We start from the raw sequence: 367 nt of genomic DNA, 5'->3' as shown, positions 1-367 counted from the left end.
GGGGCTGTGTATGGCCGGTACTGCCATCGCGGCTCCTGATGTGCTCAATGACGACGCAAAGCTCAAGAACCTTGAGAAGGTGTGTCCCGACTGTAAGATGGTGGCAAAAGATGTACTCAATCTGCGGGTTGAAAACTGCCAGCTCAAAGACACTTCCAGTGCAATGATGATTGGCACCATGCAAAATGACCCTATGTTTTCGTTTATGCTGGCAGTACACACAGCGGCAGGCTCGGAGGCATACAAAACGGTAGTTGGTGCCGCTGGCAACCATGTTGACTGTGAAAACCCCGTTGAACTGGATCAAGCTGACCCAGCAAGCGATTAAAGGAGGCAAAGTCTAATGCGTAAGAGAGATTTCTTTTTT

1 protein-coding gene is annotated in these 367 nt (G+C 49.6%); it reads left to right on the top strand.

What is annotated here, in order from left to right:
• Window positions 1–328: hypothetical protein (locus BHE89_RS22095; protein WP_286146417.1), on the top strand; the 328-nt coding region annotated here is incomplete at its 5' end.
• Window positions 329–367 lie beyond the last annotated feature (39 nt).

The sequence above is a fragment of the Shigella sp. FC1967 genome (assembly GCF_001743005.1).
Taxonomy (GTDB): domain Bacteria; phylum Pseudomonadota; class Gammaproteobacteria; order Enterobacterales; family Enterobacteriaceae; genus Proteus.
The sequence above is the reverse complement of the archived record's forward strand: the minus strand, read 5'-3'. Positions and strand labels throughout refer to the sequence as shown.